This is a genomic window from Burkholderia sp. SCN-KJ, assembly GCF_024656005.1.
Taxonomy (GTDB): domain Bacteria; phylum Pseudomonadota; class Gammaproteobacteria; order Burkholderiales; family Burkholderiaceae; genus Burkholderia.
The window spans coordinates 46,109-70,899 of sequence record NZ_JANKOG010000011.1 but is presented as its reverse complement, the minus strand read 5'-3'; the positions used below and the strand labels follow the sequence as shown (position 1 = coordinate 70,899).

Below are 24,791 nucleotides of genomic sequence, written 5' to 3'. Positions count from 1 at the left end.
CCTGAATTTGTCGGGCTAGGATGGCCGTCAGATTGGTCATGTTGCATGGCAGGGCTTACGAATGGCGTTCAGCAAGGTATTGGTGGGATGGATGGCGGCCTGCGCGCTGTCGGCCGCTCAGGCCGGTACGGCGCCGAACGCCCATGCGGGCGCGGCCACGGCCAGCGGCTCGCTCGCCCATGCCGAGCGCTTCGATTACGGCGATTCCAGCCTCCCGCAGGTCGCCGCGAACCTCAACGAACAAATCGTCAGCATTCCGGCCGATGCTTCGGGCGCCGTGATGCTCGAGGCCACGCTGTTCAAGCCGAACGGCCCCGGCCCGTTCCCGCTCGTCGTCTTCAACCACGGCAAGAACACCGGCGATCTTCATCAGCAGCCGCGCAGCCGGCCGCTCGCGTTCGCGCGTGAATTCGTGCGCCGCGGCTATGCGGTCATCGCGCCGAACCGCCAGGGCTTCGCCGGGTCGGGCGGCGCGTACCAGCAGGAAGGCTGCAACGTCGGCAAGAACGGCCTCGTGCAGGCCGCCGACGTCGACGCCACGGTCCGCTACATGTCGCGTCAGTCGTACATCGATGCGTCGCGCATCGTCGTCGCGGGCACGTCGCACGGCGGCCTCGTGTCGGTCGCGTACGGCACCGAGGCGGCGCCCGGCGTGCGCGGCATCATCAACTTCTCCGGCGGGCTGCGCCAGGACCTCTGCGACGGCTGGCAGCGCAATCTCGTCGACGCGTTCGACCAGTACGGCGCGCATACTGCCGTGCGGTCGCTGTGGCTGTACGGCGACAACGATTCGGTGTGGACGCCCGCGCTCGTCGCGCAGATGCACGACGCCTACGTGTCGCACGGCACGCAGGCGCAGTTCATCGATTTCGGCCGCTACAAGGACGACGCGCACCGGCTGATCGTCGATCGCGACGGCGTGCCCGTGTGGTGGCCGGCCGTGCATGCGTTCCTCGCGGAACTGAACCTGCCGACCTCGGTGCGCTATGCGGTCGCGAACCCGCACGAGCCGAATGCGACCGGCTACGCGTCGATCGACGCGGTCGAGGCGGTGCCGTTCCTCGACGCAGCCGGCCGCGAAGGCTATCGCCGTTTCCTGAGCCAGCATCCGAGCCGTGCGTTCGCGGTGTCGGCTGAAGGCGCGTGGTCGTGGGCCGAAGGCGGCGACGATCCGATGGCGCTCGCGCTCGACAACTGCTCGAAGCAGGGCGCGGGCGCATGCAAGCTGTATGCGGTCAACGACCGCGTCGTGTGGAACGCGAACGCGACGCAGACGGCCGACAACGGCGACGCCGACGCGCGCGCACTGGCTTCGCGCTGACGCGCGCGGTCGCGACGCGCGTCAGGATCGCGGTCTACCCGCGTCTCTTTCCCCTCTTCCGTTTCGTGAGCGCGCGGTCCGCAATGGCGTTCGCATGCCCGTTCTCGCGCTCTTGTGAGTCCGCGGGCTGAGCACCCCGCTCGTAACATCCGCTGAGAGCCTTTGCGGGACTTTTCCCGCCTTTTCCCGCCTTGTCCGAACGCGAGCGGCGCCTGATTCAACGCACCATTTGCCGGTCGCCGGTCGCCGGTCGCCGGTCGCCGGTCGCTAGTCGCCGGTCGCTAGTCGCTAGTCGCTAGTCGCCATTTGCCATTTGCCATTTGCCATTTGCCATTCGCAGGTCGCAGGTCGCAGGTCGCAGGTCGCAGGTTGCAGGTTGCTAGTCGCCGGTCGCCGGTCGCCGGTCGCCGGTCGCATTGCGCCACACTTCGCACCCCTTTTCCCTTCCCGCCCCGATTTTTCACCCCTCCCGCGCCCGCCTGCCCGACGATTTTTTCTGTCGGGGGGTGTCACTCGAACGTCGTCATCTGCGGTCATTTCGGGGCATCTGGCGCGTACCGTCCCGAGCACCCCGGATCTGCGCCGAACTCCCGCCCGGCAAGGCTTTGCGGCGTTTGTAACCGGTAGTGCAACGCGCGGCGGAACACGCTAATCTCAGCGCGTTTTCCGTCTGTCGCCGCGCGGTATCCCGTCGATACCCGCCGCCGTTTTACCCCCCGGAGTCGCCTTGAGTACGCCAGCCAACGATGACTGGGTCGCGCGCAGCCTGCGCGCGGTCTGGCATCCCTGCACCCAGATGAAGCACCACGAGCGCCTGCCGCTCATTCCCGTCGCGCGCGGCGCGGGCCTGTGGCTGTACGACCGCGACGGCCGCCGTTACTTCGACGCGATCAGCTCGTGGTGGGTGAACCTGTTCGGCCACGCGAACCCGGACATCAACGCGGCGCTGAAGGACCAGCTCGACACGCTCGAGCACGCGATGCTCGCCGGCTGCACGCACGAGCCGGCGATCGAGCTCGCCGAGCGGCTGCACGCGCTCACCGCGCGCACGCTCGGCCATGCGTTCTTCGCGTCGGACGGCGCGTCGGCGGTCGAGATCGCGCTGAAGATGAGCTTTCACGCGTGGCGCAACCGCGGCCGCGCGGACAAGCGCGAATTCGTGTGCGTCGCGAACAGCTATCACGGCGAGACCATCGGCGCGCTCGGCGTGACCGACGTCGCGCTGTTCAAGGACGCGTACGACCCGCTGATCCGCAACGCGCACGTGGTCGCGTCGCCCGACGCGCGCGGCGCGTTGCCGGGCGAGACGGCCGCCGACGTCGCGGGCCGCGCGCTCGACGACGTGCGGCGCCTGTTCGCCGAACGCGCCGACCGGATCGCCGCGCTGATCGTCGAGCCGCTCGTGCAATGCGCGGCCGGCATGGCGATGCACGATCCGTCGTACGTGCGCGGGCTGCGCGCGCTGTGCGACGAATTCGGCGTGCACCTGATCGCCGACGAGATCGCGGTCGGCTGCGGCCGCACCGGCACCTTCTTCGCATGCGAGCAGGCCGGCGTGTGGCCCGATTTCCTGTGCCTGTCGAAGGGCATCAGCGGCGGCTACCTGCCGCTGTCGCTGGTGCTCACGCGCGACGACGTGTTCGCGGCGTTCTACGACGACGACACCACGCGCGGCTTCCTGCATTCGCATTCGTACACCGGCAACCCGCTCGCGTGCCGCGCGGCCGTCGCGACGCTCGACCTGTTCGCGCGCGACGGCGTGCTCGCCGCCAACGCGCGCAAGTCGGCCGCGATGCGCGCCGCGCTCGCGCCGCTCGGCGCGCACCCGCAGGTGCGTCACCTGCGCGAGCGCGGCACGCTGTTCGCGTTCGACGTCGCGCTCGACGGCGACGCGGCACGCGGCTTCTCGCGACGCTTCTTCGAGCGCGCGCTCGAACGCGAACTGCTGCTGCGCCCGATCGGCACGACCGTGTACCTGATGCCGCCGTACGTGATGAGCGACGACGACATCGCGTGGCTCGCGCAACGCACGCGCGACACGCTCGACGCGACGCTTGCGGAGGCGGCGTGATGAAACAACCGTCGCCGAAAACGACCACGCCGCTGCTCGACACGCTGCAGCGCGGCCTCGCCGAACTCGATGCGCAGGGCCTGCGCCGCGTGCGCCGCACCGCCGACACCGCGTGCGACGCGCACATGCGCGTCGACGGCCGCGACATCGTCGGCTTCGCGAGCAACGACTACCTCGGCCTCGCCGCGCATCCGGCGCTCGTCGCCGCGTTCGCGGAAGGCGCGCAGCGCTACGGCTCCGGCAGCGGCGGCTCGCATCTGCTCGGCGGCCATTCGCGCGCGCACGCGACGCTCGAGGACGAACTCGCCGGCTTCGCGGGCGGCTTCTCCGATGCGCCGCGCGCGCTCTACTTCAGCACCGGCTACATGGCGAACCTCGCCGCGATGACGGCCCTCACCGGCAAACACGCGACGATCTTCTCCGACGCGCTGAACCACGCGTCGCTGATCGACGGGATCCGGCTGTCGCGCGCGAACGTGCAGGTCTATCCGCATGCGGACATGGCGGCGCTCGCCGCGCTGCTCGATGCGTCGGACGCCGAAACGAAGCTGATCGTCAGCGATACGGTGTTCAGCATGGACGGCGACCTCGCGCCGCTCGCCGAACTCGTCGCGCTGGCCGAACGCCACGGCGCGTGGCTCGTGGTCGACGACGCGCACGGCTTCGGCGTGCTCGGCCCGCAGGGCCGCGGCGCGCTCGCGGCCGCCGCGCTGCGCTCGCCGAACCTCGTGTACGTCGGCACGCTCGGCAAGGCCGCCGGCGTCGCGGGCGCGTTCGTCATCGCGCACGAGACCGTGATCGAATGGATGATCCAGCGCGCGCGCAGCTACATCTTCACGACGGCGGCGCCGCCCGCGGTCGCGCATGCGGTATCGGCAAGCCTGAAGGTGATCGCCGGCGACGAAGGCGATGCGCGACGCGCGCACCTCGCCGCGCTGATCGAGCGCACGCGCGCGCTGCTGCGCATGACACGCTGGCAGCCGGTCGACTCGCACACGGCCGTGCAGCCGCTCGTGATCGGCAGCAACGACGCGACGCTCGCGGCGATGCGTTCGCTCGACGCGCACGGCCTGTGGGTGCCCGCGATCCGGCCGCCGACGGTGCCCGCCGGCACGTCGCGCCTGCGCATCTCGCTGTCGGCCGCGCATTCGTTCGACGATCTCGCGCGGCTGGAAACCGCACTCATCGAAGCCAGCGAGCAAACCGCATGAACGCACCGCTTTCCCTCTTCGTCACCGGCACCGACACCGAGATCGGCAAGACCTTCGTGTCGGCCGCGATGCTGCACGGCTTCGCACGTCACGGCCTGCGCGCGGCCGCGCTGAAGCCCGTCGCCGCCGGCGCGGTTGAACGCGACGGCGTCTGGCGCAACGAGGACGCCGACCAGCTCGACGCGGCCGCGAACGTCGTGCTGCCGCCCGAGCTGCGCACGCCGTTCCTGCTGAAGGCGCCGGCCGCCCCGCACATCGTCGCCGCGCAGGAAGGCGTGACGATCGACCTCGACACGATCGTCGCGAGCCACCGCGAGGCGCTCACGCGCGCGGACGTCGTCGTCGTCGAAGGCGTCGGCGGCTTCCGCGTGCCGCTGAACGACACGCAGGACACGGCCGATCTCGCGGTCGCGCTCGGCCTGCCGGTCGTGCTCGTGGTCGGCATGCGGCTCGGCTGCATCAGCCACGCGCTGCTGACGGCCGACGCGATTCGCCAGCGCGGCCTCACGCTCGCCGGCTGGGTCGCGAACCACGTCGACCCGGCCATGCCGTACGCCGACGAGAACGTCGCGACGATCCGCGACTGGCTCGCGCGCGAACATCGCGCGCCGCTGCTTGGCCGCATCGCGCACTTGGCGCCGGCCGCCCCCGAATCCGCCGCGGCGATGCTCGACATCGCCGTGCTCGTCGACACGCTGCGCCGCGCGCAGCATTGACGCCCCGATCCCCGCATTCACGACAGGAAAACCACCATGACCCAAGCCCAGACCGCCGCCGTGCAACCCGACGCGATCCCCGTGGCCGCTCCGGCGCCGCAGCGCTGGCGCGTCGCCGACGTCGTCGCGCTGTTCGAGCTGCCGTTCAACGACCTGATGTTCCGCGCGCAGCAGGTGCATCGCGAGCACTTCGACGCGAACGCGGTGCAGCTGTCGACGCTGCTGTCGATCAAGACGGGCGGTTGCGAGGAGGATTGCGGCTACTGCTCGCAGTCGTCGCACCACGACACGGGCCTGAAGGCCGAGAAGCTGATGGACGTCGACGCGGTGCTCGACGCCGCGCGCGCGGCCAAGGCGAACGGCGCGAGCCGCTTCTGCATGGGCGCCGCATGGCGCAACCCGAAGGAGCGCCACATGCCTGCGCTGACCGAGATGGTGCGCGGCGTGAAGGAACTGGGCCTCGAGACCTGCATGACGCTCGGCATGCTGGAGGGCGAGCAAGCCAGGGAACTCGCCGACGCGGGCCTCGACTACTACAACCACAATCTCGACACGTCGCCGGAGTTCTACGGCCAGGTGATCTCGACGCGCACCTACCAGGATCGTCTCGACACGCTCGACCGCGTGCGCGACGCGGGCATCAACGTGTGCTGCGGCGGCATCATCGGGATGGGCGAATCGCGCCGCGAACGCGCGGGCCTGATCTCGCAGCTCGCGAACCTGAACCCGTATCCGGAGTCGGTGCCGATCAACAACCTCGTCGCGATCGAGGGCACGCCGCTCGAAGGCACCGCACCGCTCGACCCGTTCGAGTTCGTGCGCACGATCGCGGTCGCGCGCATCACGATGCCGAAGGCCGTCGTACGGCTGTCGGCCGGCCGCGAGCAGCTCGACGACGCGATGCAGGCGATGTGCTTCCTCGCGGGCGCGAACTCGATGTTCTACGGCGACCAGCTGCTGACCACGAGCAACCCGCAGACGCAGCGCGACCGCGCGCTGTTCGAGCGCCTCGGCATCCGCGCGAGCCAGGCCGACGCGCTGGCGGAGAACGCGTAAGCGGCCGCCTCGCGTCGCCGGCGCGACTTCCGCCTGCGCGTCACACGTGTGCGGCCGCGCCGTCGAGCGCCGCGCGCACGCGCGCGACGCGCTGTTCGTCGACGGGTGCCAGCACCTCGCCGCGCGGCCGCACGCCCGAGCCGAAGTGCACCGCGCGCACGCCGGTCGCGCGAACGAAATCGCCGACCGCGTCGATCGTGAGGCCCGAGCCGGCCAGCACCGTGCAGGTCGAGCCTGCCGCCTGGCGCACCAGCCGCGTGATCGTCGCGACCGCGTCGAGCACCGACGGATGGCCGCCCGAGGTCAGCACCGACGTGACGGCCGGCACGCGCAGCAGCGCGTCGAACGCGGCATTGAGGTCGCGCGACACGTCGAACGCGCGATGGAACGTCAGGTCGCGCCCGTCCGCGGCCGCCGCGATGCGCTGGAGCGCAGCGAGATCGACGTCGCCGCGCGCATCGAGCGCGCCGAACACGACGCCGTTCGCACCGGCCGCGACGGCCGCGCGCACGTCGCGCTCGATCACGCGCAGGTCGTCGGCGTCGTAGACGAACGCGCGGCTGTGCGGCCGCACGATCACGTTCACCGGGATCGCCACGGCGGCCACGACGGCCTCGATTAGGCCGACGCTCGGCGTGAGCCCGCCTTCGCTGATCGCGGTCACGAGCTCGAGCCGGTCGGCGCCCGCGCGGGCAGCGGCCTTCGCGTCGCCGACGGTGGTGGCGATCACTTCGAGGAGAACGGAGGAAGCAGCGGTGCGGTTCATCGGCGGCTCGCGAATCGTCAGGACAATTCGCGCATCCTAGCCGAGCGGCATGAACCGCGCCAGCGCGACGCCGTCGCTATGCGCCGCCCGCTTCCTCGTCGATCCAGTCGATATCGCCGCACAGCACGTGCAGCGCATCGCCGATGCGCACCGCCACCGACAGCGTCACGCACGGCTGCGCCTCGTTGATCGACAGGTACGGGCGCGTCACCTGCACGCGTCCGGGCTCGGCGATCGCCGTGCGGAAATACGGCCGGCGCAGCCAGTTCGCACCCTGCGCATCCGACAGCGGCGAGAAGCGCGCCTCGGCGAGCGCGCGGTCCGCGCGCAGCACGACGTTGCGGCCGGCCTGCCGGCCGCGCGCGTCGAGCAGGAAGCAGCGTGCGGCATCGTCGAGCGCGAGGAAGTTCCAGCACACCTCGTCGAGCGGCTCGCCGGCCGCCACCCGCTCGGCCGCGCGCTCGAACGCGCGCAGGTACGGCGCGAGCCGCTGCGCGTCGCGCCGCTCGCGCGCTTCGGTCTGCTGGCGAAAGCGCTCGGTCAGCTCGCCGATGCAACCGGTCGCCGTCGCGCTGTCGGGCAGCCCGGGGGCCGGGCGGCCGAAGAAATAGCCCTGCACGAAATCGGCCTCGCACGACAGCGCGATCTGCGCGTCGTGCTCGGTCTCGATCCCCTCGACGAGCACGAGCTTGCCGGCCTCGTGCAGCAGCGTGACGAGCCCGTGCAGGATCGCGGTGAGCCCCGTGCGGTGCGCGGCGTGGGACAGCATGATCCGGTCGAGCTTCACGATGTCCGGGTTCAGCTGCCAGATCCGCTCGAGGTTCGAGTGTCCGGCGCCGAAATCATCGAGCGCGATCAGGAAACCCTGCGCGCGGAATTCGCGCACGGCCTCGGCGAGCCGCTCGACGTCTTCCGCACGCTGTTCGAGCACTTCGAGCACGACGCGGCGCGGCGGCATGCCGATCCGCTTCAGGTTCGCGAACAGCGCGGCGGCCTGGAACGGGTCGGTCAGCACGCCCGGATGCACGTTGAGGAACAGCCACTCGCGCTCGGCGCCGAGCAGCGCGAAGTTCTCGAGATGCAGCGCCTGCGCGAGCCGGTCGAGCTGCAGCAACTCGCCCTGGCGCGCGGCCTCGCCGAACACGTCGAGCGGCGACACCGCGCGGTCGAGCGCGTCATGCGCGCGCAGCAGCGCCTCGTAGCCCACCGCGCGCTGGTGCGACAGGCTGAAGATCGGCTGGAACACGGTCGTAAGCGACAGGTCGTGATGCTGCGTCGCCAGGCGCTCGAGGCCGGAGCTCATCTCCCGCTCGAAACGATACGGCGATGCGGTGGCCGGACGCTCCTGTTGCGCGATCGTCATGGCGCCCTCCTGGTGATGCAGCCGAACGCGGCGGTTGGTTGAGACGGCGCGCGCAATGTCATGGTGGAATCCTCGGTTGTCCGGCCGGTGCCGGACGGTAGGCAAGCATCAAGCAAGGTCCGTGCAAGGGCCGAACACGCGCGCCGCGCCTGCGTGCGGCGCCGCCGCACCAGCATGGCGCAGGCCGGATGCACCGTTCACGTGCATGCGCACCGGCGCACTCGAACGCACCCGCCGCATCGTCACGCTAAACTCCGTACGGTCGTTTCATTCTCCGCAATCGCCGTCTCGATGGAAATCGTCTTCACAGTCCTGATCCTGCTGCTGACCGTCGCGCTGTCCGGCGCGGTCACACGCATCCTGCCGTTGCAGCTTCCGCTGCCGCTGATGCAGATCGCGTTCGGCGCGATGCTCGCGTGGCCGAAGCTGAACCTGCACGTCACGTTCGATCCCGAAATCTTCATGCTGCTGTTCATTCCGCCGCTGCTGTTCGCGGACGGCTGGCGGATTCCGAAACGCGAGCTGTACCTGCAGCGCCGCGCGATCCTGATGCTCGCGTTCGGGCTCGTGTTCATGACGGTACTCGCAGTCGGCTACTTCGCGCACTGGCTGATACCCGAGTTGCCGCTGCCGATCGCGTTCGCGCTCGCGGCCGTGCTGTCGCCCACCGACGCGGTCGCGCTGTCCGGCATCGCCGGCAAGGGGCGGATCCCGCCGCAACTGATGCACATCCTGGAAGGCGAGGCGCTGATGAACGACGCGTCGGGCCTCGTCGCGCTGAAGTTCGCGGTCGCGGCCGCGCTCACCGGCATGTTCTCGCTGCGCGATGCGTCGATCACGTTCGTGATCGTCGCCGCCGGCGGGCTCGCGACGGGCGCGCTCGTGTCGTGGGGGTTCAGCGCGCTGTCGACGCGCTTCCTGAATGCCGAGCAGGAAGGCGATCCGGCCCCCGGCATCGTGATGACGCTGCTCGTGCCGTTCGCCGCCTATCTGTTCGCCGAGCATCTCGACCTGTCGGGCGTGCTCGCGGCCGTGTCGGCGGGGATGATGATGAACTACACGAGCTTCTCCCGCAAAAGCACCGTCGCGTCTCGCGTGCGGGCCGAAAGCACGTGGGCGATGATCGAGTTCGTGTTCAACGGCATGGTGTTCATCATGCTCGGGCTGCAGTTGCCGCACATCATCGGCCGCGCGCTCGTCGACGCGCACCACACGAGCGACGCGCTCGTCGGCCGGATGATCTTCAACGTGTGCGCGATGATGATCGCGCTGTATGCGATCCGCTTCCTGTGGGTCTGGCTGCTGCGCTGGATCGCGAGCCGCCGCGCCGCGCGCCACGGCCTCGCGGGCACGATGGCCGGCGTGCGCACGATCGCGGTGATGACGGTCGGCGGCGTGCGCGGCGCGGTCACGCTCGCGGGCGTGCTGTCGATCCCCGTCGCGCTGTCTGACGGCGCGCCGCTGCCCGGGCGCGACACCGCGATCTTCGTCGCATCGGCGGTGATTCTCGGTTCGCTGATCGTCGCGGTGATCGGCCTGCCGCCGCTGCTGCGCGGCGTGCGCTCGACGCGCAACCCGCTCGCCGACGAGGAGCGCACCGCGCGCGCGGCCGCCGCGCAGGCCGCGATCCGCGCGATCGACTCGTCGCACGACGCGATCTCGGCCGATCTCGACGAATCGGGCGCCGCGCGCTGCGCGGACATCTCGGCGCGCGTAATGGACCAGTACCGCCGCCGCCTCGCCGCGCTCGCCGACGACGGCCCGACCCCGCGCGCGCAAGCCAAGCAGGCGGAGACGATGGAACTGCAGATGCGGATCGCCGCGGTGCGCGCGGAACGTTCGGTGCTGTACCGGCTGCGCAGCGAAAGCAGGATTTCCGACGAGACGCTGACGAAGCTGATCCGCGAGATCGACCTGTCGGAAACGGCGCTGTCGACACGCAAGAAAGGACTCGTCTGAGCGGCTGCGCCGCGGTGCGATCGCACGGCCGCTCAAAAAAAACGGCGACGCACGAGCGTCGCCGTTTTCACATCCGCCCGCCGCGGCGTTACTTCGCGACGACGACCGGAATCCCCTTCAGCATTCCCGCGCCCTTCATCTCGTCGAGCGCGTGCTGCACTGCCGCACTCGTCGCCGCGTCGATGCCGAGCTGCAGCGCGAGCTCGCGCTCCGCACGCTTCACGCCCGCGAGGTTGCGCACCTTCACGTGACCGAAGCCGCGCACGCGGGCATGCAGATCGGCCAGCTGCGTGACCTGCGCCGCATTGCCGGCGGTCGTCGCGGCGAGCGCGCGCGTGAGCGTCGTCTCGTAGTCGTCCGCGAGCGCGCGCTCCATCCTGCGCTCGGCCGTGCGGCCGAACGGATCGAGCCACGTGCCGCGCAGGCTGCGCACGCGCGCGAGCGTGCCGAGCACCGGCCACATCCACTGGCCGAACACGCGCTTCTTCGGCACGCTGCCGTCGCGGCCGGCCTTCGCGACCGTCGGCGGCGCCAGATTGAACTTCACGCGATAGTCCTGCCCCGGCACGCCTTCGAACTGCGCTTCGAGCGCCGTGCGGAACGCGCCGTCCGCATACAGCCGGGCAACCTCGTATTCGTCCTTCACCGCGAGCAGCCGGTAGAACGTCGTCGCGACCGCGCGCGTCAGCGCATCGTCGCCCTTCGCGCGCGCCGCGTTCACCAGTGCGCGGTAGCGCTCGACGTAACGCACGCCGCCGTAGGCGTCGAGGCGCGCCTCGCGATCGGCGATCAGTTCGGCGAGCGTCTCCGGCGCGGCGTGCACGGCCACCGCGTGACGCGCGTTCCACAATGCGTCGAGGCCCGCCGCGTCGCCGGCCGCCATCCGGCCGATCGCGAACGCGAGCTTGTTCATCGGCACCGCGACGTTGTTCAGCTCGATCGCGCGCATCATCGCGGCGAGCGACACCGGCACGAGGCCGAGCTGCCACGCGTAGCCGAGCATCAGGATGTTCGCGCCGATCGAGTCGCCGAGGAATTTCGCGGCGAGCGCCTGCGCGTCGCAGCTCGACAGGTAGCCGTCGCCGGCCGCGTGATGCATTTTTTCGAGCAGCGCATCCGCGTGCAGGTTCGCGTCGGGGTTCTGCACGAACGACGCGTTCGGAATCCGGTGCGTGTTGACCACGATCCGCGTGCGCTCGTGGCGCACCGTCTGCAGCGCCTCGGCGCTCGCGCCGACGACCATGTCGCACGCGAGCAGCACGTCGGCCTGCTGCGTGTCGATGCGCACCTGGTTCAGCCACCGGTCGCTCGACGCGATCCGCACGAACGACAGCACCGAGCCGCCCTTCTGCGCGAAGCCCATGAAGTCGAGCACCGACGCGCTCTTGCCTTCGAGGTGCGCGGCCATGCTGATCAGCGCGCCGACCGTCACGACGCCCGTGCCGCCCACGCCGGTGACCAGCATGTCGTACGGCGCCGCATCGAGATGGGTCGCGGGCACCGGCAGCGCGTCGACGCGCACGGCGAGCGCGGCTTCGTCGAACGCCGCGCCCGCGGCCTTCTTCAGCGCCGCGCCTTCGACCGTCACGAAGCTCGGGCAGAAGCCGTTCACGCACGAGTAGTCCTTGTTGCACGACGACTGGTCGATGCGGCGCTTGCGGCCGAGCGGCGTCTCGAGCGGCTCGACCGACAGGCAGTTCGACTGCACGCCGCAGTCGCCGCAGCCTTCGCATACCGCGTCGTTGATGAACAGCCGCTTGTCCGGGTCGGGGAATTCGCCCTTCTTGCGGCGGCGGCGCTTCTCGGCCGCGCAGGTCTGGTCGTAGATCAGCACGGTGACGCCCGGCGTCTCGCGCAGCTCGCGCTGCACCGCGTCGAGTTCGCTGCGGTGATGGAACGTCGTGCCCTTCGGGAACAGCCCGTGATGGCCGTCGTACTTCTCCGGTTCGTCGGACACCACGACGAAGCGCGACACGCCTTCCGCCTCGACCTGCCGCGCGATCTGCGGCACCGAGATGCTGCCGTCGACCGGCTGGCCGCCCGTCATCGCGACTGCGTCGTTGTAGAGGATCTTGTACGTGATGTTCGCTTTCGCGGCGACCGCCTGGCGGATCGCGAGAATGCCCGAATGGAAGTAGGTGCCGTCGCCGAGGTTCTGGAACACGTGCTTCGTGTTGGTGAACATCGCGTGCGCGGCCCAGTCGACGCCCTCGCCGCCCATCTGGATCAGGCCCGTCGTGTCGCGCTCCATCCACGACGCCATGAAGTGGCAGCCGATGCCGGCCTGCGCGATCGAGCCTTCCGGCACCTTCGTCGACGTGTTGTGCGGGCAGCCCGAGCAGAAGTACGGCGTGCGCTTCACCGCGTCCGCCTCGTTCGACAGGATCTGCGGCGCGACGAGATCGACGACGCGCTCGCGCCGGTCGAGCGCCGGCTTGTGCCGCGCGAGCCAGGTGGCGAACACCGGCAGGATCCGCGACGGGCGCAGCTCGCCGAGCTCGGACAGCAGGCACGCGCCTTCGGCGTCGTGCTTGCCGAGCACGCGCGGGCGTGCACCGTCCGCGCGGTTGTACAGGTAGTCCTTGATCTGCTGCTCGATCACCGGGCCCTTCTCTTCGATGACGAGCACTTCCGACAGGCCGTCGACGAAGGTTTCGATCCGTGTCATCTCGAGCGGATACGACAGGCCGACCTTGTAGATCCGCACGCCGGCCGCTTCCAGGTCGGCGACGGTGAGGTCGAGCCGGCGCAGCGCCTCCATCAGGTCGAGGTGCGCCTTGCCGCACGTGACGATGCCGACGTTCGCGTGCGCGCTCGGCGCGATCCATTTGTCGATGCTGTTGGTGCGCGCGAAGTGGCGCACCGCGTCGAGCTTCGCGGCGAGGCGTGCTTCGATCGTGAGGCTCGGCAGGTCGGGCCAGCGGTTGTGCAGGCCGCCCGCCGGCGGCGCGAAGCCCGCGGGCGCCGGCCATTGCGTCTGCAGCGCGTCGAGATCGACGGTCGAGCCCGACTCGACGGTCTCCGAGATCGCCTTGAAGCCGACCCAGGCGCCCGAGTAGCGCGACAGCGCCCAGCCGTACAGGCCGAACTCCAGCATGTCGGCGATGTTCGACGGGTTCACGACCGGCATGTGCCACGCGATCATCGCGAAGTCGCTCTGGTGCGGCATCGACGACGACACGCAGCCATGGTCGTCGCCGGCCACCACCAGCACGCCGCCGTGCGGCGACGAACCGTATGCGTTGCCGTGCTTCAGCGCGTCGCCGGCGCGGTCGACGCCGGGACCCTTGCCGTACCACATCGCGTACACGCCATCGACGGTGCGCTCCGGGTCCGCCTCGACGCGCTGCGTGCCGAGCACGGCGGTGCCGCCGAGTTCCTCGTTGATCGCGGGCAGGAAGCGCACGCCGCTGCCGTCGAGCAATTTCTTCGCCTTCCACAGCTGCTGGTCGACCATCCCGAGCGGCGAGCCGCGGTAGCCGCTGACGAAGCCGGCCGTGTTCAGGCCCTGCGCGGTATCGGCTGCGCGCTGCATCAGCAGCAGGCGGACCAGCGCCTGCGTGCCGGTCAGGAAGATCCGGCCGCGCGTGGCGGTCAGGTTGTCGGTCAGGCGGTAGTCGGATAGAGCGGGCGTGCCGTCGACGGGCAGGCGGGCGGTCATGGGGATGTCTCCTGATTGTGTGTTCTGGGCCGCGCACGGGGCGTCGGGAGACGCCGGCCGGGGCTGCGGCTGGATGGCTCTATTTTTTCGCGGGGAGACGAGAAAGTTTTTTCTCATCTTGCTCGGGTGACGCCGGAGCGAGAAAAACTGCGCAGGTTTCGGTCGGAAATCGAGAGATTTTTCGCGCTGGGTGGCGGGCGGCTGTTCGGGGCGTGTCGGGGTGGGCAGGCGGGTTGCCTCGAAAAGGCCGGAATGCGCGGGAGGCGGACCGCGGGCGCGGCGGCGGGGCGCTCGCAGGCGGTGCGGCAAGGGCTCGGGTGGCGGAACGGGCGAGCCCTCACCCATCGAATGCACAGCGTTCGGATTGGTCGCGGGTGCGGGATGTCCACAATGCCGGGGCTGCGTTTCGGGCTGGCCCGCGCGCTCACCATTCGGTTGCACAGGGTTTCGAGTCGCGCCGGAGGCCGGATGTCCACACCTCGATCGGTCCGCGGTTCGAGCGGATGCCGACGCTCACCGTCGAAATTCACAGCGCGGCGAGTCGATGTTGGCGGGAGATATCCACACCGTCGGATTCCTGCCCCGATGAGGCGGCGTTCGTCCTCACCTGTGGGATGCACAGGTTTGCGAGTCGATTCGGCAGCGCGATATCCACACGGCCGTCCGCCTTCGCGACGTTTCGGAGCGTCGGGGCGACGCGGGACAGCGCGCTTCAGTGTGGATGGGCCCGCCTCCGCAAGCGCCCGCACGGCCTTGGCGTTCGTCGGCGCGTGCAGTCGCGTCGCCGGACGAGGTGCCGGCACGGGTTTGGATATCGCCCACACCAGGCACTGAAAATCCAGTGAATTTCGATGATGAGCATCGGCACGCAATCGAACAAGGATGCCGATCCGGGTGTGGACAGCCCAACCCGCGACGACTCGAAACGCTGTGCATTTCGACGGTGAGCGCCGATCCGGATGCGAACAGGCCGCCCCACGACAACGCCAAACGCCGTGATTTGCAACGGTGAGTGACGGCACGGCGATCGAACGAGGGTGCCGATTCGGGTGTGGATAGTTCGATCCGAGACCACTCGAGACGCTGTGACTTGCAACGGTGAGCGACGGCACGGCAGTCGAACGAGGGCGCCGATTCGGGTGTGGACAGTTCGATCCTCGACCACTCGGAACACTGTGAAATTCGACGGTGAGCGACGGCACGGCAGTCGAACGAGGACGCCGATTCGGGTGCGGATAGCTCGATCCGCGACCACTCGGAACACTGTGAAATTCGACGGTGAGCGACGGCACGGCAGTCGAACGAGGGTACCGATTCGGGTGTGGATAGCTCGATCCGCGACCACTCGGAACCCTATGAAATTCGACGGTGAGCGAAGGCACGGCAGTCGAACGAGGGCGCCGATTCAGGTGTGGATAGCTCGATCCTCGACCACTCGGAACACTGTGAAATTCGATGGTGAGCGAAGGCACGGTGTCGCACGAAAGCGCCGATTCAGGCGTGACCGGCAGCACATGCAAACCACGCCGAAGCCCACGCATCCGCAGTCGCACCGACGCGGCAGAGCAGCACGCGCGCGCCCTCTCCACCGAAAGACACAGCACGTCGACTGCTTTAGGCGACCGGATATCCACATCGCGGCAAGCACGCGAATGGCACGCGCGATCGCGCGTGCGGTTAGAATGCGCGACCCCGAAGCCGCGTCGAAGATCGGGAACGGGCACGCAAGTCGACACCTGGCCCGTCCGGGTACCGACACTCACCATTGAAATACACAGCGCTTCGAGTGAATTCCCCGGCAGGTTATCCACACCGCGATGCGTGCGCGGCTCTATCGCCGATCCGCACTCGCCGTTAGAATGCGCGGCGCTCCGGATTTCGTGCGACGCCCGGAAGTCCGCACCAGGCAAGTCTCACGCGCGATCGGTCGGCGGCGCTCACCGGTCAAAGGCACAGCATTTTTCGTCGTCGCGATTCCCGGTTGTCCACACCCTGCATCGCGCATCCGGCCGCACTCACCGGTGAAATGCACAGTCTGCCGAGTGGTTTCGAGGCCGGGATATCCACAACCGACGCGGCGAAAAAATTCATCGCGGGCGCTGCGGCAACGTCGGTTCACGCACCTGCCCGCGATCGGCGCCGGATGCCGGAAAGCCCCGCAAATTCGGCCTCCGGACGCACGCTCACCGTTCGAATCCACAGCGTTTCGAGTGGGCGGAAACCCGGTTGTCCACATCCGCGCCGAAGCGGACGGCGCCCGCAAGCGCCGTCACTCGGCAATCGAACGGATGATCCGCGCCGGGTTTCCGCCAACCAGCGTATTCGGCGGGACGTCGCGCTTCACGACGGCACCCGCGCCGACAACCGAGTTCTCGCCGACCGTCACGCCGCCGATGATCGTCGCACCCGCGCCGATCCACACGTTGCTCCCGATCACGATCGGCCGGGCGACGACGGCGTCGCGCCGGCGGGACGGCTCGACCGGATGGCCCGACGTGATGAGACTGACGTTCGGCCCGATCATCACGTCGTCGCCGATGTCGAGGCCGCCGAGGTCATAGAACGTGCAGTTCTGGTTGATGAACACGTTGCGGCCGATCCGCGTATCGGCGCCGCCCGTCGCATAAAACGGCGGGATCAGCAGAAAACCGTCGTCCATCGCCCTTCCGATCAGTTCTCCGAACAATGTCCGGACGTCGTCCGCATCGTCGAACGTCAGACGGTTGAGCCGCGCGGTGATCGCCATCGTCCGCCCGAGCTCGGCGCGCATCGCAGCCGATTCCGGCGTGCGCCGGGGAATGATCGTGGTGCGATCGTCGTTCGCCATTCGTTGCCGTTCTCCGTGCGCGATCGAACCGGCACGCCGCGCATCACGCAGCGCCTGACTCGCCGAATACGATCGCATCGCCTTGAATTCAGTCATTCGGTCGACCCGCGCGGGGTCACCCGGTTTCCACGTTTCGCGCCTCGCCGACGGCCATCGTCCGGGCTCGTGCGGGCAGCCGCCGACGCTGCTGCAAAGCCAGCGGAACAGCAGGGTCGTGACCGCTGCAGCCGAGCACGCATACGTCAACTCCAAACTAGTAATCTCATAACTAGTTAATTCATGAACTTCCGCCATACAAGGCTTTGCGGGAAATTCCCTACCGCCCGCATCCTGCCGGACACGCACGCCCCGCGCCCGCGCCAGGCTCCGCCATTCTCGCCGTCCGCCCCTGTCCGAACCTCTCCCGCTCGGGTACGCTTGAGCATCCACCGACCCGACACGCACACCCATACGCGGAGGCGCGATGAAGCTCTACTACTGGCCGAAGACCCGGGCATTCCGGGCGCTGTGGATGCTGGAGGAAATCGGCGCCGTCTACGAGCTCGTGCCGATCGACTTGCGATCGCACGAACAGGGCAGCGACGCGTTCGTCCAGGTCAATCCGATGGCCAAGCTGCCCGCGCTCGACGACGGCAGCGAACCGTTCGCCGAATCCGGCGCCGTGCTGCTCTATCTCGCCGATCGCTGCCCGGGCGCCGGGCTCGGCATTGCACCGGACGATCCGCTGCGCGGCCGCTTCCTGCAGTGGATGTTCTTCACGCCCACCTGCCTCGAGCCGGCGATGGCCGAGAAATTCACCGGCGCGTCGGGCAATCCGGTCGCGTTCGGCTGGGGCAACATCACGCGCGTGCAGCGTGCGCTCGCGCAAACGCTCGCCCACAGCCGCTGGCTCGTCGGCGATCACTTCACCGCGGCCGACCTGCTGCTCGCCAGCACGCTGAAGATCGCGTTCGACGCGCACCTGCTGCCGCACGAAGGCGTGCTCGGCGACTACGTCGCGCGCGCCGAGGATCGCGACGGCCATCGCCGCGCGGTCGCGGTCGAACAGCGCGAAGCGGCGCGCCTGCTGCATGCGTGACGCGTGAACGGCACGGCCTTCCGTCGCGGCGGCCGCGCCCGCAGGCCGGCGCCCGCTCGCGCCGCTCACGGCCGTCATGCAGCCGGCCCGGGCGCCTTCGCGGCCGTGCCGGCCTCGACCACCACGCCCGGCGAGCCGCGCTCGTCCGTATCGGTGTCGACCGGCACGACTTCGTGAAAATGCGTGTAGTCGATGTGCGTGATGCCGCCTTCGTCGTGCATCAGGTCGACATAGCGGTGACGCCAGCGGATCTCCGCATGCGCCCACGAATAGCGCGCCTGCATCACTTGCGCGGTCGTCTCGTCGGAGCCCTCGATCGTGATCAGCAGCGACGCGTCGCGCGCGGCGAGCGACTCGGCCGTCTCGCCGAACAGCGGGCTCGTTTCGTCGATCACGTGCATCAGGTTCCAGCCGAGCAGGAAGATCGGATGCTCGCTGCGCACGAGCGGCAGGTCGTGGATCTTGCGCAGCGTATAACCCTCGTGCGTGCCTTCGACGCGCATCAGCCGCAGTTTCGCCTGCGCTTCGGCGATCACGTTCTGGCGCGCATTCGCGGCGCGCACCATCAGCGTCATCCGCCCGTTCAGCGGACGCACGATCGCGTAACGCGCGAACAGGATCTTCGCCTGCGGCCGCGAGAAGCGCGCGAACACGAGGCCGGTCGCCAGCGCGATGCCCGACATCCCGATGAAGATCTCGAAGGTCGAGACGACGTGCGCGTAGACGGTCTGCGGATGCATGTCGCCATAACCGACCGTCGCGAGTGTCTCGACGCTGAAGAAGAACGCGCCGGCGAACCCGGCCGGCGACTGGTTCGCGATCGGCGCGCGGCCGAGCAGGTAGAGCGTCGCGAAGCCGCCGTTGAGCAGCAGGAACAGCACCGCGAGCGACAGGAAGAATACGGGCCAGCTCACCGTCAGCGCGCGGTGATAGAGGTCGCGCCAGCCGAGCGGCGGCATCCCGTACGCGATCACGGGGCGGGTGCCCGACCAGATCTTGCGGCCGCGGCTGCGGGTGGCTGGGGAGGACGAATCGACGTTCATCGCGCAAGGGCCTGGAGCAAGGAGGCGATGAGCGTAGCACGCGCGGGCGGCGGCCGGGAATGCGCAGCGATGCGGAGCGGGCTCGCGCGTGCGGCGCGAAAAAAAGCCGGCCGCATGGGCGGCCGGCTTCGCGGTCGTTCTGCCTGCACGCGCGCGGCGTGCGGTCGTGCCTACTTGCGGTCGACGATCACGCGGTCGAACGTGCCGCCGTCGGCGAAGTGGGTCTTCTGCGCGTTCGCCCAGCTGCCGAAAACCTGCTCGACGCTGAACGTCTTCAGCGGCTTGAACTCGGCCGCATGCTTCTTCAGCACGGTCGCGTCGCGCGGGCGCAGATGGTGCTGCGCGATGATCTCCTGCGCCTGCGGCGTGTACAGGTAGTCGAGATACGCCTGCGCGACCTTGCGCGTGCCCTTCTTGTCGACGACCTTGTCGACGACGGCGACGGGCGGCTCCGCGAGGATGCTCGCCGACGGATACACGGCGTCGAATTCCGCCCCCGACGCACCGGTGTCCATCAGCGCGACTTCGTTCTCGAACGTGACGAGCACGTCGCCGATGCCGCGCTGCGTGAAGGTCGTCGTCGCGCCGCGGCCGCCCGAGTCCAGCACGGGCACGTTGCGGAAGATCGCCTTCTCGAAGTCGAGCGCCTGCTGGTCGGTCGCGCCCTTCTGCTTCTGGTAGCCCCATGCGGCGAGGTACGCGTAGCGGCCGTTGCCCGACGTCTTCGGGTTCGCGATGATCACCTGCACGCCCGGCTTCGCGAGATCGCTCCAGTCCTTGATCGCCTTCGGATTGCCCTTGCGCACGAGGAACACCATCGTCGTCGAGTACGGCGAGCTGCCGTCGGGAAAGCGCGCGCGCCAGTCCTTCGGCAGCAGCTGGCCGCGCTCGGCGAGCAGGTCGATGTCGTTCGGCTGGTTCATCGTCACGACGTCGGCCTGCAGCCCCTGCAACACCGACAGCGCCTGCGCGCTCGACGCGCCGTGCGACTGCTTGATCGTCACCGTTTCACCCGTCCGCTGCTTGTAGGCGGCGGCGAAGCTCGTGTTGATGTCCTTGTACAGCTCGCGCGTCACGTCGTACGACACGTTCAGGATCGACGTGTCCGCATGCGCGGCCGTGGCCGCCACGACCAGCGCCGCCGCGGCGCCCGTGTGCAGCCAGCGGCCGATCCCCTTGATGCTTGCCATCGTGATATGCCCCGTTTCCAGTGGTGGTGAATAGGCGTGACGGCACGCGTACGCGCTGTCATCGAAACGTAAGCGGGCATTCTAACGGCCGGGCGCGACGCACTTTCCAATCTGTCGTGGAAAGCAAATCTCGAATTCTGCTAAGCGGGCGCGTCGCTCGCGTACGCGCCGGATCCGGTGTTAAGATCGCCGTTCAGCCCCTTTTACGGTTCATCCATGTCCGTTGTCCCGCGTTCGCCGTCGATCCTTGCCGCCATCGCGGCAGGCGCGCGCGCGGCCGGGCTGAAACTGAAAAAACGACACCTCGACTGACGGGGGCGTCGCGTCCCGTCAGGCGAATGCCGGACGGGATGCCCGCAGGTCGTTTCTTTCTCCTTGCTCGCACGCCTCGCTCCGGCACCCCGCCGGCGGAACGGTTCCTTCCCACTCCGTTTCCACCATGAGGCTTTGCATGCACACACGTTTCGAAGGTATCTGGCTGCCGCTCATCACGCCGTTCCACGACGGCGAGGTCGATCACGGCGCGCTCACGCGACTCGCGCGCCACTATGCGGCGGCAGGGATCGCGGGTTTCGTCGCGGGGGCGACGACCGGTGAAGGCGTGCTGCTCGACGCGCGCGAACAGGACGCCGTGTTCGCGACGCTGCGCGATGCGGTGCCCGACCTGCCGATCGTCGTCGGGCTCACCGCGAGCGCCACGCACTTCGCGGCCGCCCGCGCACGCGAACTCGCCGCGCTGCGGCCCGACGGGCTGCTCGTCACGCCGCCCGTCTACGTTCGGCCGACGCAGGACGGGATCCGCCGCCACGTCGAGGCGATCGTCGAGGCGGCCGACCTGCCGGTCCTCGTCTACAACATCCCGTATCGCACCGGCGTGAACGTCGAACTGGAGACGCTGCAGGCGCTCGCGCGCGATCCGCGCGTCGCGGGCATCAAGGAGTGCGGCGGGACGCTCGACCGGATGAGCCGGCTCGTGCACGAGACGCCGCTCGCGATCCTCTCCGGCGACGACAACCAGAACTTCGCCGCGCTGTGTGCCGGCGCCCATGGCGCGATCGCCAGCAGCGCGCACGTGCTGCCCGAATGGCACGTGCGCATCCACGCGCTGCTGCGCGACGGCCGGCTCGCCGACGCGCGACGGCTGTCCGTCGCGCTGCAGCCGCTCGTCGCGGCGCTGTTCGCCGAGCCGAATCCGGCGCCGGTGAAGGCGGTGCTGGCCGCGCAGGGGTGGTGCGAGGACGGGCTGCGGTTGCCGTTCGTGCCGGCGAGCGAGGGGTTGCGGGAGCGGCTCGGCAAGCTGTGCGCGGCGCTGGAGGCGTCGGCGCAGACGGTCGCGGCAGCGTAGGATTTCGCTCCGAAAACTGTTTCAGACCGTCAGAATCCGCGACGCGCCATACTGCGCGAGATGGCCGTCGGCGGTGATGAGCAGCATCGGTTCGGACCAGGCCTGTGCGACCAGCAAGCGGTCGAACGGATCGCGATGGTAGTGGGGCAGATAGCGCACGGCGGCACCGTGCGCCGCCCGAACCGGCAGCTCCCGATATCGGCTCATCGCAATCGCTTCGACCAACCGGTCCACATCCACGTCCAGCTTCCCCGTTCCGGCCTTGATCGCGACTTCCCAGATGCTCGCGCTGCTGATGAACACCTCGTCGGCTTCGGCAATCAGATTGCGCGCGCGAGCGCTCAATTTCGGATCATTGGCCCACATCCAGAGAAAGATGTGCGTATCGAATAGCAGCCGCATCACTTTCCTTCGAACGCATCCAGCAAATCATCGGGAAGCGGTGCGTCGAAGTCGTCCGCGATCCATATCTGCCCCTCGAGGAGCCCGTAATGATGAATCGGCTTGAGCGGCACGAGCCGGACCGACTGCTTGCCGTCCTGCATGATCACGACGCGTTCGCCGGCGATCGCGGCATCGAGAAGCCGCTGAAGATCGAGCGCGGCTTCCGGGACAGTGGCAACTTGCATGATGGCCTCCGTTGAGTGATCCACCATTGTCACGACATTCGCCCCCTCCCTCCAATAGGCCGAACGCCCAGCCGAGCGCAGGCGCGTCGATCGTCATCATGCCGCCAGCGCTCCAGCCTCCCCTCGCGTCGCGTCCCGCACCGCCTGCGTGACGATCCGCGCGAGCCGCTCGACGGTCGGCGTCGCCGACGACGTCCGCCGCAGCAGCATCAGCGGCAGGCCCGGCAGTGCCGGCAGCCCGGACGACGCCGCGTCGAGCACACGCACCGACGCGGGCAGCCCGTAGTGCGAGCGCACGGTCAGCCCGAGGCCGGCCGCCGCCGCCGCCCACAGCCCGGCCAGGCTCGGCGTCGTGAACGCGACGCGCCACGGCACGCCCGCGCGGTCGAGCGCATCGGTCGCCGCGCCGAAGAAGCGGCACGGCCGGTCGAACACGACGAGCGGCAACGGCTCGCCCGATCCGCGCATCGCACGCAGACGCGCGGCGCCGTCGTCGACCGCATCCGCCGGTCCGTCGGCGTCCGGCACGCCGAAACCGCTCGCGCCGCCCGCCGCGATCCACTGCATCGGCACCTGCGCAATCGCGTCGCTGTCGATGCCCGCGCGCGACACCAGCGCCGCCGACGCCGGGTCGCCCCACACGAGCGCGAGATCGAGCTGGTTCGCGTCGAGCCGCTCGAGCAACTCGGCATTGCGCGCGACGCGCGCCTCGATCCTCACCTTCGGATGCGCACGTGCGAAACGCCCGAGCACGTCGGGCAGGATCGCTTCGCCGAAGTCCTCCTGCAGGCCGACCCGCACCCAGCCGTCGAGATTCACGCCGCGCACGGCAGCGGCCGCTTCGTCGTTCAGCTCGATCATCCGCCGCGCATAGCGCAGCATCGCGTCGCCGGCGTCGGTCAGCGCGAGCCCGCGGCCGGCCTTCACGAACAGCGGCGTGCCGGCCTGCTCCTCGAGCTTGCGGATCTGCGCACTCACCGCCGACGACGAACGCGCGACGCGATCGGCGGCCTTCGCGAAGCTGCCGAGATCCACACCCGCGACGAGGCTGCGCAGCGCCGCGACGTCGAAGTTCGGCCGGGCCAGCGTGGCGTCGGGTGCCACGAGCGACGCCTCGCCGTGGGCAGGGTCTTGTCCGGACATCTCAATCATCCCGTTTTATCGAACGATTCATCAAAAACTTTCCGATTTTCAGGATGAATGTAGGTCGCCACACTGGCGATGTCAATTTCCACACGGGCCCTGTCGCCATGGATACCTCCTGCCTAACATCCCCGTCCCCGTCCTTGCCAGCGCGCGATGCGCGCAGCCCGGCCCATCGCTGGCGCGTGCTCGCGGCCGGCGTCGCCGCGAACATGAGCTTTTCCGCCGCCGCGGCGGGCATTCCGACCACCGCCGTGTGGATGCGCTCGGCCTATCACCTGGACAACGGTGCGCTGGGCCTCGTGCTCGGCGCGCTCGGCTTCGGCGTCGCACTGTCCGAACTGCCGTGGGGAATCGCCGCCGACCGCTTCGGCGATCGCCGCGTGCTGCTCACCGGCCTCGTCGCGACTGCCGCGATGCTGGCGCTGATGGTGGCCACGATCGTCCCGGCCGCGCATGCGGTGCCGCCGCTCATGCGCGTCGTCGCGGCGATGTGCTGCGTCGGCCTGCTCGGCGGCAGCGTGAACGGCTCGAGCGGACGCGCGGTGATGCGTTGGTTCGGCGAGCGCGAACGCGGGCTCGCGATGAGCATCCGCCAGACGGCCGTGCCGCTCGGCGGCGGCGTCGGCGCGGCGCTGCTGCCGTCGCTCGCATCGCATGCGGGCTTCGCCGCGGTGTACGGCGCGCTGATGCTGCTGTGTGCCGGATCGGCCGCGCTCACGTGGCGCTGGCTGCACGAACCGCCCGACACGGGGGCCACCGCGCCCGCCGCCGCGAACCGCGCCGTCGGGCACCAATCGCCAGCCGCGCCCGCGCGCAGTCCGCTCGCGAGCGGCCGCGTCTGGCGCATCGTGCTCGGCATCGGCGCGCTGTGTGCGCCGCAGTTCGCGGTACTCACGTTCGCGACCGTGTTCCTGCACGATTTCGGCCGGCTCGGCCTCGCCGGCATCAGCGCGGCGATGGTCGCGCTGCAGTTGGGCGCGATGGTGATGCGCGTGTGGAGCGGCCGCCATACCGACCGGCACGGCAACCGGCGAGCGTACCTGCGCGGGTCGGTCTGCGTCGCGGCCGGATCGTTCGCGCTGCTCGCGGCCGCGACCGCCGGCAGCCCACATGTGCCGCTCGCCGCGATCGTCGCGATCCTCGTGTTCGCCGGCATCTGCGTGTCGGCCTGGCACGGCGTCGCGTACACCGAACTCGCGACGCTCGCGGGCGCGAACCACGCGGGCACCGCCCTCGGGATGGCGAACACGGTCGTCTATCTCGGGCTGTTCGCGACGCCGCTCGCGATTCCGCCGTTGCTCGCCGTCAGCTCGTGGAGCGTGGTGTGGCTCGCGACCGCGCTGATCGCGGCGGCAACGTACCCGTTGTTTGCCCGCTAGCAAGCGGGCGGGCGCGCCCAGCCCGACCCG

The 24,791-nt window shown here is 69.4% G+C and carries 18 protein-coding genes; 9 read left to right on the top strand and 9 right to left on the bottom strand.

Annotated elements, in window-relative coordinates; translation table 11 throughout:
* Positions 1-61: 61 nt before the first annotated feature.
* The 5 genes from NQV17_RS19450 to bioB all read left to right on the top strand — a co-directional run bounded on the left by NQV17_RS19450 (position 62) and on the right by bioB (position 6,375).
* A complete protein-coding gene (locus NQV17_RS19450) occupies positions 62-1,321 on the top strand; it encodes a dienelactone hydrolase family protein (RefSeq protein WP_257773513.1) in 1,260 nt (419 codons plus the stop codon).
* A gap of 727 nt (positions 1,322-2,048) precedes the next feature.
* A complete protein-coding gene (bioA, locus tag NQV17_RS19445) occupies positions 2,049-3,392 on the top strand; it encodes an adenosylmethionine--8-amino-7-oxononanoate transaminase (protein WP_257773512.1) in 1,344 nt (447 codons plus the stop codon).
* Positions 3,392-4,603: an 8-amino-7-oxononanoate synthase gene (gene bioF / locus NQV17_RS19440; protein ID WP_257773511.1), complete on the top strand. Its 1,212-nt coding sequence runs from the start codon at positions 3,392-3,394 to the stop codon at positions 4,601-4,603. Before bioA ends, bioF begins: the two co-directional genes overlap by 1 nt.
* A complete protein-coding gene (gene bioD, locus NQV17_RS19435; RefSeq protein WP_257773510.1) occupies positions 4,600-5,319 on the top strand; it encodes a dethiobiotin synthase in 720 nt (239 codons plus the stop codon). Before bioF ends, bioD begins: the two co-directional genes overlap by 4 nt.
* A 36-nt stretch (positions 5,320-5,355) precedes the next feature.
* Positions 5,356-6,375 carry a biotin synthase BioB gene (bioB, locus tag NQV17_RS19430; protein WP_257773509.1) on the top strand — a complete coding sequence of 340 codons (1,020 nt, stop codon included), beginning with the start codon at positions 5,356-5,358 and terminating at the stop codon, positions 6,373-6,375.
* Positions 6,376-6,415: 40 nt separating this feature from the next.
* Here the strand turns inward: bioB and NQV17_RS19425 are convergent, their stop codons facing one another.
* Together NQV17_RS19425 and NQV17_RS19420 are read right to left on the bottom strand one after the other, a co-directional pair.
* On the bottom strand, positions 6,416-7,141 hold the full coding sequence (locus tag NQV17_RS19425) for a copper homeostasis protein CutC (RefSeq protein WP_257773508.1): 726 nt from the start codon (positions 7,139-7,141) through the stop codon (positions 6,416-6,418).
* Between the two features lie 76 nt (positions 7,142-7,217).
* Positions 7,218-8,504, bottom strand: coding sequence for an EAL domain-containing protein (locus NQV17_RS19420; RefSeq protein ID WP_257773506.1), 1,287 nt, complete (start codon positions 8,502-8,504; stop codon positions 7,218-7,220).
* 291 nt (positions 8,505-8,795) lie between these two features.
* Here NQV17_RS19420 and NQV17_RS19415 point away from each other — a divergent pair, with 291 nt between their 5' ends.
* Positions 8,796-10,463, top strand: coding sequence for a Na+/H+ antiporter (locus tag NQV17_RS19415; RefSeq protein ID WP_257773505.1), 1,668 nt, complete (start codon positions 8,796-8,798; stop codon positions 10,461-10,463).
* Positions 10,464-10,551: 88 nt separating this feature from the next.
* Here NQV17_RS19415 and NQV17_RS19410 read toward each other — a convergent pair whose 3' ends face one another.
* Positions 10,552-14,124 carry an indolepyruvate ferredoxin oxidoreductase family protein gene (locus tag NQV17_RS19410; RefSeq protein ID WP_257773504.1) on the bottom strand — a complete coding sequence of 1,191 codons (3,573 nt, stop codon included), beginning with the start codon at positions 14,122-14,124 and terminating at the stop codon, positions 10,552-10,554.
* Positions 14,125-16,393: 2,269 nt separating this feature from the next.
* The gene (locus NQV17_RS19405) at positions 16,394-16,951 is read right to left on the bottom strand and encodes a sugar O-acetyltransferase (RefSeq protein ID WP_257773597.1); all 558 of its coding nucleotides are present in this window, start codon (positions 16,949-16,951) and stop codon (positions 16,394-16,396) included.
* A 463-nt stretch (positions 16,952-17,414) separates the two neighbouring features.
* Between NQV17_RS19405 and NQV17_RS19400 the strand changes: the two genes are divergently transcribed.
* The gene (locus tag NQV17_RS19400) at positions 17,415-18,029 is read left to right on the top strand and encodes a glutathione S-transferase family protein (RefSeq protein WP_044846169.1); all 615 of its coding nucleotides are present in this window, start codon (positions 17,415-17,417) and stop codon (positions 18,027-18,029) included.
* Between the two features lie 74 nt (positions 18,030-18,103).
* Here the strand turns inward: NQV17_RS19400 and NQV17_RS19395 are convergent, their stop codons facing one another.
* Positions 18,104-19,072 carry an ion channel gene (locus tag NQV17_RS19395; RefSeq protein ID WP_257773503.1) on the bottom strand — a complete coding sequence of 323 codons (969 nt, stop codon included), beginning with the start codon at positions 19,070-19,072 and terminating at the stop codon, positions 18,104-18,106.
* A gap of 170 nt (positions 19,073-19,242) precedes the next feature.
* A complete protein-coding gene (locus tag NQV17_RS19390) occupies positions 19,243-20,262 on the bottom strand; it encodes a sulfate ABC transporter substrate-binding protein (protein WP_257773502.1) in 1,020 nt (339 codons plus the stop codon).
* A gap of 451 nt (positions 20,263-20,713) precedes the next feature.
* On the opposite strand from NQV17_RS19390, the gene dapA reads away from it, so the two are divergent.
* Positions 20,714-21,607: a 4-hydroxy-tetrahydrodipicolinate synthase gene (gene dapA, locus NQV17_RS19385; protein WP_257773501.1), complete on the top strand. Its 894-nt coding sequence runs from the start codon at positions 20,714-20,716 to the stop codon at positions 21,605-21,607.
* Positions 21,608-21,628: 21 nt separating this feature from the next.
* Here dapA and NQV17_RS19380 read toward each other — a convergent pair whose 3' ends face one another.
* From NQV17_RS19380 to NQV17_RS19370, 3 genes are all read right to left on the bottom strand, one after another.
* On the bottom strand, positions 21,629-22,009 hold the full coding sequence (locus NQV17_RS19380) for a type II toxin-antitoxin system VapC family toxin (RefSeq protein WP_257773500.1): 381 nt from the start codon (positions 22,007-22,009) through the stop codon (positions 21,629-21,631).
* Positions 22,009-22,236 (bottom strand): type II toxin-antitoxin system Phd/YefM family antitoxin, encoded by a 228-nt coding sequence (locus tag NQV17_RS19375; protein ID WP_124486598.1) that lies wholly within the window; start codon positions 22,234-22,236, stop codon positions 22,009-22,011. Before NQV17_RS19375 ends, NQV17_RS19380 begins: the two co-directional genes overlap by 1 nt.
* Before the next feature lie 96 nt (positions 22,237-22,332).
* Complete coding sequence (locus NQV17_RS19370; RefSeq protein ID WP_257773499.1) at positions 22,333-23,379, bottom strand: LysR substrate-binding domain-containing protein; 1,047 nt, start codon at positions 23,377-23,379, stop codon at positions 22,333-22,335.
* Between the two features lie 107 nt (positions 23,380-23,486).
* On the opposite strand from NQV17_RS19370, the gene NQV17_RS19365 reads away from it, so the two are divergent.
* Positions 23,487-24,761: an MFS transporter gene (locus tag NQV17_RS19365; RefSeq protein WP_257773498.1), complete on the top strand. Its 1,275-nt coding sequence runs from the start codon at positions 23,487-23,489 to the stop codon at positions 24,759-24,761.
* Positions 24,762-24,791 lie beyond the last annotated feature (30 nt).

Excerpts from the sequence above, each read along its gene's own strand:
- bioD (WP_257773510.1), top strand. The coding sequence starts at position 4,600 with ATGAACGCACCGCTTTCCCTCTTCGTCACCGGCACCGACACCGAGATC.
- NQV17_RS19370 (WP_257773499.1), bottom strand. The coding sequence starts at position 23,379 with ATGTCCGGACAAGACCCTGCCCACGGCGAGGCGTCGCTCGTGGCACCC.
- dapA (WP_257773501.1), top strand. The coding sequence starts at position 20,714 with ATGCACACACGTTTCGAAGGTATCTGGCTGCCGCTCATCACGCCGTTC.
- NQV17_RS19395 (WP_257773503.1), bottom strand. The coding sequence starts at position 19,072 with ATGAACGTCGATTCGTCCTCCCCAGCCACCCGCAGCCGCGGCCGCAAG.
- NQV17_RS19400 (WP_044846169.1), top strand. The coding sequence starts at position 17,415 with ATGAAGCTCTACTACTGGCCGAAGACCCGGGCATTCCGGGCGCTGTGG.
- NQV17_RS19365 (WP_257773498.1), top strand. The coding sequence starts at position 23,487 with ATGGATACCTCCTGCCTAACATCCCCGTCCCCGTCCTTGCCAGCGCGC.
- NQV17_RS19420 (WP_257773506.1), bottom strand. The coding sequence starts at position 8,504 with ATGACGATCGCGCAACAGGAGCGTCCGGCCACCGCATCGCCGTATCGT.
- NQV17_RS19390 (WP_257773502.1), bottom strand. The coding sequence starts at position 20,262 with ATGGCAAGCATCAAGGGGATCGGCCGCTGGCTGCACACGGGCGCCGCG.
- NQV17_RS19425 (WP_257773508.1), bottom strand. The coding sequence starts at position 7,141 with ATGAACCGCACCGCTGCTTCCTCCGTTCTCCTCGAAGTGATCGCCACC.
- NQV17_RS19375 (WP_124486598.1), bottom strand. The coding sequence starts at position 22,236 with ATGCAAGTTGCCACTGTCCCGGAAGCCGCGCTCGATCTTCAGCGGCTT.
- bioF (WP_257773511.1), top strand. The coding sequence starts at position 3,392 with ATGAAACAACCGTCGCCGAAAACGACCACGCCGCTGCTCGACACGCTG.
- NQV17_RS19450 (WP_257773513.1), top strand. The coding sequence starts at position 62 with ATGGCGTTCAGCAAGGTATTGGTGGGATGGATGGCGGCCTGCGCGCTG.
- NQV17_RS19415 (WP_257773505.1), top strand. The coding sequence starts at position 8,796 with ATGGAAATCGTCTTCACAGTCCTGATCCTGCTGCTGACCGTCGCGCTG.
- NQV17_RS19405 (WP_257773597.1), bottom strand. The coding sequence starts at position 16,951 with ATGGCGAACGACGATCGCACCACGATCATTCCCCGGCGCACGCCGGAA.
- NQV17_RS19410 (WP_257773504.1), bottom strand. The coding sequence starts at position 14,124 with ATGACCGCCCGCCTGCCCGTCGACGGCACGCCCGCTCTATCCGACTAC.
- bioB (WP_257773509.1), top strand. The coding sequence starts at position 5,356 with ATGACCCAAGCCCAGACCGCCGCCGTGCAACCCGACGCGATCCCCGTG.
- NQV17_RS19380 (WP_257773500.1), bottom strand. The coding sequence starts at position 22,009 with ATGCGGCTGCTATTCGATACGCACATCTTTCTCTGGATGTGGGCCAAT.